Origin of the sequence: Natrialba aegyptia DSM 13077, from assembly GCF_000337535.1 — an archaeon.
Taxonomy (GTDB): Archaea; Halobacteriota; Halobacteria; order Halobacteriales; family Natrialbaceae; genus Natrialba; species Natrialba aegyptia.
In genome coordinates this window covers 22,539-31,019 of the sequence record NZ_AOIP01000061.1, presented here as the reverse complement: position 1 = coordinate 31,019, position 8,481 = coordinate 22,539, and the positions used below count along the sequence as shown (strand labels likewise).

Below are 8,481 nucleotides of genomic sequence, written 5' to 3'. Positions count from 1 at the left end.
CCCTCGCCCGCCGGTACGCCGGAAGGAACCGGATGACGTGACCAACCATACACGTCGCGTCCGCGTCGTCGACGAACGCGGCCAGCTCGCGGGCATCGGCGAGCGAGGAGGCGACGGGCTTCTCGAGGAAGACGTCGAGCCCCGATTCGATCGCGGTTTCGACGATCGGGACGTGCGTGTGCGTCGGCGTACAGACGTCGAGGAAGTCGAGGTCTTCCCGTTTGCACATTTCGCCGACATCGGTGTAGGCTTCGGCTTCGAGGCCGAACTCCTTGATCGTCTCCTCGGGACCGCTCGGGGACGAGACCGCCACTATCTCGACATCCAGTTTTCGGTACGCTTTGAGGTGCGTTCGCGCCATGAAGCCCGCACCCGCGATTCCGGCTTGCATATGGCGTGCGTGTCTATCACGGGACAGATAATTGTTTGGTCCGTTGAAACCTCTTGAGCGACCCGGATCGCGTCCCGCGAACGGTCGCAAGCGATCACGTCACGCGCTCGATGTCGTCCCCCCTCGTCCTCGATCGTCTCGATGGTCCGGCCCGCATGGCCCGCGCCGCTCGTCTCGACGAGGAAGACGAAGTCGGCCTTGCTAACCAACAGTGAGCCCTCCGCGCGATAGTGATGGACGGTCCGGATGTTCGCGCCGTGCCTCGGCGATACACGAGATGTGGTCCGTCTCTCCGGTCGCGCCGTCGATGCGAACGCGCAGGCGGGTGAACCGGTTCCGCGAAGTGAGTTTGCGGTACACCTCCGTCGGAAGCAGTACTGTATGTCGTCCGCCCACCCGAGAATACTACTATCCTCGGATTCGTTCCGCAGAAATTAAGAGAATTCGAAGAGTGAGCATGTGTATGACAATCAGCGTCCGTTCCGTCGACCAGTACGTGCTGGACATGGAACTGCGAATGCCGTTTCACTTCGGAAACACGACCCTCACCGAACTGCCACACCTGTTCGTCCGGATCGAGGGCGGCGACGATCTAGACGGGCAGGTGGGCATCGCGGCCGAGGGGCTCTCTCCGCTGTGGTTCCTCAAGGAGCCGGGTGTCACCTTCGCGGACGGGCTCGACCGGATGCTCGAGGTGATCGACAAGGCGGCCGCCAATGCCGCGGAGATCGAGGTTGACACAGTCTTCGACTTCTGGCTGGCGCTCTATGAACGCCAGTGCGAGTGGGCCACAATGACCGACCACCCGCCGCTGCTGTGGTCGTTCGGCGTGAGCCTCGTCGAGCGCGCGGTAATTGATGCGTTCTGCCGGGAGCGGGAGACGACGTTCCACCGGGCGGTGTGCGAGAACGCGCTCGGGATCGAACTCGGAGAGATCTACTCCGCGCTGACGGGCACCGAACCCGCGGACCATCTGCCGGACGAACCCCAGCGGACGACAGCGATCCGGCATACGGTGGGGTTCACTGATCCGCTCACCGAGGCCGACCTCGACACGGAGAGCCGACTCGACGACGGACTTCCACAGACACTTCGCCAGTACATCGAACAGCAGGGTGTGTCGTACTTCAAGATCAAGCTCGGCGGTGACGTCGAGCGCGATGCGGACCGTCTGACGCGGCTGGCCGACGAACTTGAGGAACTCGAGGAGTACGCCGTGACCCTCGACGCGAATGAGCAGTACGGCGATGCCGACTCGTTCCGGACGGACTGGGAGCGGTTGACGGACGAACCAGGAATCGATCCACTACTCGAACGATTGCGATACGTCGAGCAACCGCTCGCTCGCGGCGACGCTCTCACCGACGCCACCCGTGAAACGCTTGCCGAGTGGGACGATCGGCCGCCGATGATCATCGACGAATCGGACGGCGAACTCCGGAGTCTGGGACGGGCGCTCGAGTGCGGCTACGTCGGGACGAGTCACAAGAACTGCAAGGGCGTCTTCAAGGGCCTCGCAAACGCCTGCCTGATCGAACACCGCCGCCGCGAGGACCCCGACGGCGAGTACGTCATCAGCGGCGAAGACCTCTCGACCGTCGGTCCGGTCTCGCTCCCGCAGGACCTGGCCGTCATGGCGACGATGGGAAAGCGCCACGTCGAACGAAACGGACACCACTACTTCCGCGGGATGGCGATGCTCCCGACTGACCTTCAGGACGACCTCCTTGCGACCCACGGCGACCTCTACCGGGAGCACGACCAGGGATTCCCGACGCTCGACATCGACGACGGCCAGACTGAACTCGAGTCGGTCGTTGACGCATCGTTCGGGTACGGTGCTGCTCTCGACCTCGACATCGAACAGTTCACGCCACGAGTGGAGTGGGAATTCTCGCCTTCGAGCGACTGAACTGAACATCGTCCGTTTACTCTTATTAAACGCTGCTCTCAGCTAGGCGATTGCGCGAACGCATCTATCGCTATGAGTAGCGGTAGTTGGACTTCGTATCCGGAGAGCGCCCAATTTCATCATCAAGGAGACACTTTTCCCGAACTGACGTTTGACACATCCAAACATTTAATCTGGTACGTAGTATCATGCCATACGATAAATGAACTCAGCAAAACACCCGATACAGGCGGTCCAACGCACGCTCGATATTGTCGACGTGCTCAAAGAGAAGCGAGAGGCCCGCGTGACCGACATCGCCGACGAACTAGATTTCTCGAAGGGGACGATCCACTGCCACCTTGCGACGCTCGAGCAGAACGGCTACGTCGTTAAGAACGGTCAGCAGTACTCGCTCGGCCTCCAGTTCATCGACCTCGCTCACCACGCGACGGACCGCGTCGACATCTACGACATCACGCGTGCCGAAGTCGACAAACTCGCGGCCGAGTCCGGTGAGATGGCGCTGTTCACCGTCGAGGAGCACGGAGAGGGCATCTGTCTCTACAAGGCCGAGGGCGAGGACGCCGTGCAGACGGAACTGTACGTTGGCTACCGGAACGAGCTGTATCATACCGCCGTCGGAAAGGTGCTGCTGGCGTTCATGCCGGAGGAACGGCGGGAGGAGATCATCCGAGAAACCAACTTCGAGCAGATCACGCCGAACACGATCACGGACCCGGGTAAACTCCGAGCGCAACTGACCGAGATTCGCGAGCGCGGCATCGCGTACAATCACGAGGAGACGATCCAAGGACTTGTCGGGCTCGGGGCGCCGATTCGCGACCAAGATGGAACGCTCTACGGCGCCGTCTCGCTCATCGGTCCGGTGAGCCGGATGGAGGACGAACGGCTCACCGAGGAGTTGCCGAAGCTGATCCGCCGGGCGGTGAACATCGTCGAGGTGAACATCACCTCGCTGTAGTCCAATCGACCGCTCAACGGCCCCTCGATCACTCGAGGTACGAAACCGGCGTCGTGTGGAGCGATGTGAACCCCTCCGCGAACGGGACGCCGGCCCGCTGGCCGAGCGTCCGCGTTCTGGCGCGCACGTTCTCGACGAAATCATCGAACTCGTCGTCTATTCCACCGTGTTCGTCCAGCCACGCGGCCTGAGACTCGTGGGCCTCGACCGCTCGCATCTTCTGTTCGACGTGTTCGGAGACGTCCACGAACGTGTCCGGGTCGAACGACGATGTCGGCTTGCCGAAGCAGTAGACGTTCGACGGATCGCATGGCTCCGAGTTGGTTTCGACGAGCGGCAGCGATGCCATGTAGTACGCGTCCGTCACCAGCCGCGACGTGACGCGGTGGTCCGGATGCATGTCGTCCCGGAAGTGCGTCAGGATCAGCTCGGGATCGTGTTCGCGAATCGTCTCGACGACTTCCAGTCGCTTCTCCATCGAGTAGGTCACCCGACCGTCGAGGAACTCGAGGAACTCGACTGACGCGCCGAGTTCGGAGCCCGACTGTCGCGCTTCTTCTTCCCGGACGGCGGCGATTTCTTCCTCGGTGCCGTCCGCCGTTCCGAGCTCTCCGCGCGTCATGTGAACGATCGTCACGTCGTCGCCCCGGTCGGCATGTTTTGCGAGCGTTCCGCCGCAGAAAATGTCGGCGTCGTCCGGATGTGCAACTATTGCTAAGACGGACATGGCAGAGGCGAGCCATCGCAGTAGGAAAATACTTCCGGTCGATTCTACTCGTGAGAGAACGATTTAATACTGTAAAACGGTCGCGGAGTCCGAGTGGCTACCGAATGACTCCTCGAGAACGTTTCTCGGTCGATTACACCCGTACTCATGTAATAGGCCTTCGCCAGCTTGGCCCAGAAAGCCCGAACGAGAGTGTCTATAGCAGTCGTTAGAATTTTCAACTCGAATATTGTTGCTAAACACAGTGAATCATCTCGACGAGATCTCCGTCGAGGAATTGCAAGATGCCCTCGACAACGTGGAAGGAAAGAAGCCGACACAACGACTCTTAGCAGCAATAGAGTCCTCGATCGTGCGCTCGCCGCTGGCTCAGACCGTTCAGACACCATTACAACCACAATCGGCCGGATCGAGCGCTCACTGGTCAAGTGACTATGAGGAGGTGCTGAACTAGACAGTGCCGTAAGCGAGCCTTGTACTGAGCCCGTTATTCGATATTCGTTACTTCCGAATTATTGGATGGGGCTATCGAAAGCAGCTGTTTACAACCATACTGTTGTAATTCAAGGTCACAACTTCGCCGTGGCCACCCGCATCGGTGGCGCGACTCTCGTTCACTGAAGGTGATCCTCGATGGATACTACGAGATAATTCGCTATTTCGGAATTATCTCAGGATCATCTGTTATACTGTCTGTTCGTGGCTCTGTACCATGGTGATCGATACCCCAGAACACAGATTGTCGTTATGATTTTTCGCCAGCGATAGCAGAAATTCGGCACAGGCGAAAGTCGTCTTTCTCCGGATGGTGCCGGACTATCACCGCTCCGACCGGAGCGCCTTTCGAAGTCTGTTTGCAGAACTGATGACTAGCCCGGGAATATCCTGCTGGAACCGCTTGCCGGACATCGTATCAGTGGGACTCCTCACGCTGATCGCACCCACCGGGCTGCCGGTCTTGCCTTCCACCGCTGCGGCGATTCCTCGAACATCTTCTCGCCACTCCTCACGATTGAAAGCGATTCCTCGAGACTGGATGTCCTGTAGTTCCTCATCGAGGGCCGCCCGACTTGTTAGGGTATTCTCCGTGTATTCTCGCAGTCCGTGGCCGTCAATGATCGAGTCGACGTCCTCCGGAGCCATCACTGCAAGGAGCGCTTTCCCGGGAGCAGTACAGTGCAATGGAAGTGTCTCGCCCGGGTCGCCAAAAGATCGGTCCGACTTCTTTCCCATCGCGGTGTACAGGCAAATTCCACGTTGACGCTCGATCACGACTAAACTCGCCACCAGCCCTGACGCTGTCGCCAACTGCCGAACCTCCGAAACACCCGGCTGATAGAGTGGATATCGGTTTCGCGCGACACTGCCGATTTCAAGGAACCGGAGGCTGACCTGATAGGCCCAGTTGTCGCGAACGACGAAGCCCAACTGTTCGAGCGTCTCCAAGTGACTGTGAATGGTACTTTTCGAGTGCGGCAGGTGATCGTCGAGTTCGGTAATTGTCGCGCTCTCCAGTTCGAGAAGCGCCTCGATTACACGTGCGCTGGTGGCGGTCGCCTTGACCGGTGTATCTTCTCTGTCAGCCATACTGGGGACCTGTATGTGAAGCAGTAAAGAAGTATTCCCTCATTCCGAAAAACCCACAGGAGCGCTCACCACTCGGCGATACTTCCGTCGTCGTGGTACCAGATCGGATTCTGCCAGTCGACCTGCGCATCGGCCTGTTCTCGGACGAATGATTCGTCGATCTCGATACCGAGTCCCGGTTCGTCCGGTGCGTCGACGTAACCGCTCTCGAAGCCGAAGATATTCGGATCTATGAGGTACGCAAGAAGATCGTTCTGCTCCGGATTGTGGATATCGAGGTTCTGGCTCTGGACGAACGCGTTCGAAGTGGTGGCGTCGATGTGAAGACATGAGGCGAAGGCGATCGGGCCGAGCGCGCAGTGGAGTGCAACGGCCACGTCGACGGCTTCGGCGGCGCCGGCAATCTTCTTGACCTCGGTGATACCGCCGGCGTGCGACGGGTCCGGCTGAACGATGTCGACCAGACCGTTCGCGAGCGTCTGCTGGAATTCCCAGCGCGAGTACAGGCGTTCACCGGATGCGAGCGGTGTCTTCGTGTGGGACTCGATCCGCGGAAGCGCGTCGAAGTGTTCCGGGAGGACCGGCTCCTCGTAGAACATCGGATCGTACGGGTCGAGTTTTGATGCCACCCACTTGGCCATCCCGCTCGTTATCCGTCCCCGGAAGTCCACGGCGATATCGACGTCGTCCCCAACTTCGTCGCGGACGGCGGCGAGACGCTCTCTGATCCTTTCGACGACTCCGGGAGAGTCGATGCGCCGAACTTGCGAGTTCGCTGCCATCTTGAGCGCGGTGTATCCGTCGTCGACGGCCGCTGCAGCGGCTTCCCGTATCTCTTCGGGTGTGTCACCGCCGATCCACTGGTAGGTAAGAATCCGGTCTCGCGCTCTGCCGCCCAGGAGGTCGTACACGGGTGCGCCGTAGTGTTTCCCCTTGATATCCCAGAGCGCCTGATCGATGCCGGCCATCGAACTCATCAGGATCGGGCCCCCTCTGAAGTGGCGACCGCGGTACATCGCCTGCCAGTGGCGCTCGATTTCGAGCGGATCTTTTCCGATGAGATAGTTATCTAGGATCTCCTCGACCGCCGCGATTGTCGTCTTCGCGTGCCCCTCGACGATTGGTTCGCCCCAGCCGGTCAGCCCCTCGTCCGTCTCGAGTTTGAGAAACACCCACCTCGGGGGCACCTCGAACAGTTCGTAGTTTGTTACTTCCATGAACTACGGTACCCACCCTACGTTAATGGTAGTTGTCCTATGGCGCGAGAGCGGTTTATAAAAGGACGATCAGTCTGCCGTCTCAGTCTGATTGCGGAGGTGCCGCGGCGCTCTCAAGTTGGTCCATCGCATCCTCGCGGGTATCCCAGACCTCGAACATCGCCTCGTAGGAGTCGCGGAAGTACTCGTACCACTCGTCGTACTGCGAGGCGCACTCCGGCCGGGGTTCGTACGTCCGGTCGATCGTCGTCGTCTCCTCGGCAGCCGAAGCGATGTCGTCGTACACTCCGGTGGCGACGCCGGCCAGGAACGCCACGCCTTTCGCACCGAATTCATCCCCAGCGGGGACCGAGATCGGCGTGTCGAGGCAGTCGGCGAACATTTGACACCAGAAGTCCGAACGTGCGCCGCCGCCGCTAATCATGATTCGGGTGGATTCGCCGGACATGTGTTCGTAGCAGTCTCGCATCGCCAGTGTGACACCTTCGTACACGGCGCGGAGCATATGCTCCTTGGAGTGTTCGGGCGACAATCCGAGGAACTGTGCACGAGCGGATGTCTTCAGGAATGGACTCCGCTCACCCGATGTACTGAGATAGGGATGATACAGGGCCCCCTCCGATCCGATCGGCAACTCCTCAAGGTCGGGGACGACCTCTGTGAAGTCCTTGTCGTCGGCGAACTCCTCGAATGCCCAGTCGAGATTTGGCGTCCCGGCCATCGACGCCATCGCCCGGACATAGAAGTCGTCTTCGACGGCGAAGAGGAATCCCGTTCCCTTCGTCTCTTCGGGCGGTTCGCTGAGCACCATCTGGTTGAGAGACGTCGTTCCGACGACCGACGAACTGTCGTCCGTTCGCGCAGCGCCGCTGCCGATTCCCGACGCCACGATGTCGATCGCCCCCGAGACGACCGGCGTTCCGATCGGCAGTCCTGTCGCTTCGGAGCCCTCCGTGGTCACGTCGCCGATGATCTCCGACGCCGGCTCGAGACGCGGCAGTAACTCGTCGATTCCGTCGATGTCGACGAGTTCGGGAACGACATCCGAGTACTCGCCCGTCTCGATGTCGATAAACGGGAGCGACGCGTCGCTCCGATCGGTCGTTCGCTCCCCTGTGAGACGATACTTGAGCCAGTCCTTCGAGCAAAACACGGTGTCGGCGCGCTCGATGGACTCCGGTTCCTCATCGGCGAGCCACTGGAGGATCGGTAGCGACGCCCCCGGGAACAGGTCGCTGCCGCAGATGTTCGAGATGAGCGGGGCTACGCCAGTCTCCTCCCACTCGTTGACGTACTTCGCCGCGCGGCTGTCGTTCCAGAGGATCGCATCGCGAACCGGATCGCCCGCTTCATCGATCAACCAGCAGCCGTCGCCCTGTCCGGTCACACCGACGCCGACGATGTTGTCAGGCTCATCGAGCGAGTCTACGACCTCCCGGATCGTCTCGGCCGTCATCGCCCACGTCTGTTCCATATCCTGTTCGATTTTTCCGGCCTCTGGTTGTTTTAGAGCGTTGTCTCTCGCGGCCCGGTGGAGTTCGTTGCCGTCGAGGTCGAATGCGACCGATTTGATGCGAGTGGTACCTGCGTCTATGCCTATGAGTACGCGACCCATACGCATCCCGTTTGGATTATTAATAATAAAGGTTCCGTACTACGAGAGCTCAGACGCGATACTATATG

General features: G+C 60.0%; 8 protein-coding genes and 2 pseudogenes. 5 read left to right on the top strand and 5 right to left on the bottom strand.

What is annotated here, in order from left to right; translation table 11 throughout:
• Window positions 1–391 (bottom strand): Gfo/Idh/MocA family protein (locus C480_RS20780; protein ID WP_006667633.1); only part of this gene is annotated, 391 nt, incomplete at its 3' end.
• A gap of 53 nt (window positions 392–444) precedes the next feature.
• Here C480_RS20780 and C480_RS23590 point away from each other — a divergent pair.
• The 3 genes from C480_RS23590 to C480_RS20770 all read left to right on the top strand — a co-directional run bounded on the left by C480_RS23590 (window position 445) and on the right by C480_RS20770 (window position 3,267).
• Window positions 445–606 (top strand): hypothetical protein, encoded by a 162-nt coding sequence (locus C480_RS23590; RefSeq protein WP_161607039.1) that lies wholly within the window; start codon window positions 445–447, stop codon window positions 604–606.
• 248 nt (window positions 607–854) lie between these two features.
• Entirely contained in the window at window positions 855–2,303 is a 1,449-nt protein-coding gene (locus C480_RS20775) for an enolase-like domain-containing protein (protein ID WP_006667632.1), read from the top strand.
• A gap of 202 nt (window positions 2,304–2,505) precedes the next feature.
• Window positions 2,506–3,267: an IclR family transcriptional regulator gene (locus tag C480_RS20770; RefSeq protein WP_006667631.1), complete on the top strand. Its 762-nt coding sequence runs from the start codon at window positions 2,506–2,508 to the stop codon at window positions 3,265–3,267.
• A gap of 28 nt (window positions 3,268–3,295) precedes the next feature.
• Here C480_RS20770 and C480_RS20765 read toward each other — a convergent pair whose 3' ends face one another.
• On the bottom strand, window positions 3,296–3,994 hold the full coding sequence (locus tag C480_RS20765; RefSeq protein ID WP_006667630.1) for a PIG-L deacetylase family protein: 699 nt from the start codon (window positions 3,992–3,994) through the stop codon (window positions 3,296–3,298).
• A 244-nt stretch (window positions 3,995–4,238) separates the two neighbouring features.
• Here C480_RS20765 and C480_RS23370 point away from each other — a divergent pair.
• Window positions 4,239–4,367: pseudogene (locus tag C480_RS23370) on the top strand (IS630 family transposase); the annotation flags it as partial.
• Window positions 4,336–4,448 (top strand): annotated as a pseudogene (locus tag C480_RS24875) (IS6 family transposase); the annotation flags it as partial. The pseudogenes C480_RS23370 and C480_RS24875, both read left to right, overlap by 32 nt.
• Window positions 4,449–4,813: 365 nt before the next feature.
• Here C480_RS24875 and C480_RS20760 read toward each other — a convergent pair.
• The 3 genes from C480_RS20760 to C480_RS20750 all read right to left on the bottom strand — a co-directional run bounded on the left by C480_RS20760 (window position 4,814) and on the right by C480_RS20750 (window position 8,413).
• The gene (locus C480_RS20760; RefSeq protein WP_006667629.1) at window positions 4,814–5,581 is read right to left on the bottom strand and encodes an IclR family transcriptional regulator; all 768 of its coding nucleotides are present in this window, start codon (window positions 5,579–5,581) and stop codon (window positions 4,814–4,816) included.
• 65 nt (window positions 5,582–5,646) lie between these two features.
• A complete protein-coding gene (gene dgoD / locus C480_RS20755; RefSeq protein WP_006667628.1) occupies window positions 5,647–6,798 on the bottom strand; it encodes a galactonate dehydratase in 1,152 nt (383 codons plus the stop codon).
• A gap of 82 nt (window positions 6,799–6,880) precedes the next feature.
• Window positions 6,881–8,413 (bottom strand): FGGY-family carbohydrate kinase, encoded by a 1,533-nt coding sequence (locus C480_RS20750; protein ID WP_006667627.1) that lies wholly within the window; start codon window positions 8,411–8,413, stop codon window positions 6,881–6,883.
• Between the last annotated feature and the right edge of the window lie 68 nt (window positions 8,414–8,481).

What these genes read in the sequence shown, in the direction of transcription:
- C480_RS20775 (WP_006667632.1), top strand. Translation starts at nt 855, where the DNA reads ATGACAATCAGCGTCCGTTCCGTCGACCAGTACGTGCTGGACATGGAA.
- C480_RS20770 (WP_006667631.1), top strand. Translation starts at nt 2,506, where the DNA reads ATGAACTCAGCAAAACACCCGATACAGGCGGTCCAACGCACGCTCGAT.
- C480_RS20765 (WP_006667630.1), bottom strand. Translation starts at nt 3,994, where the DNA reads ATGTCCGTCTTAGCAATAGTTGCACATCCGGACGACGCCGACATTTTC.
- C480_RS20760 (WP_006667629.1), bottom strand. Translation starts at nt 5,581, where the DNA reads ATGGCTGACAGAGAAGATACACCGGTCAAGGCGACCGCCACCAGCGCA.
- dgoD (WP_006667628.1), bottom strand. Translation starts at nt 6,798, where the DNA reads ATGGAAGTAACAAACTACGAACTGTTCGAGGTGCCCCCGAGGTGGGTG.
- C480_RS20750 (WP_006667627.1), bottom strand. Translation starts at nt 8,413, where the DNA reads ATGGGTCGCGTACTCATAGGCATAGACGCAGGTACCACTCGCATCAAA.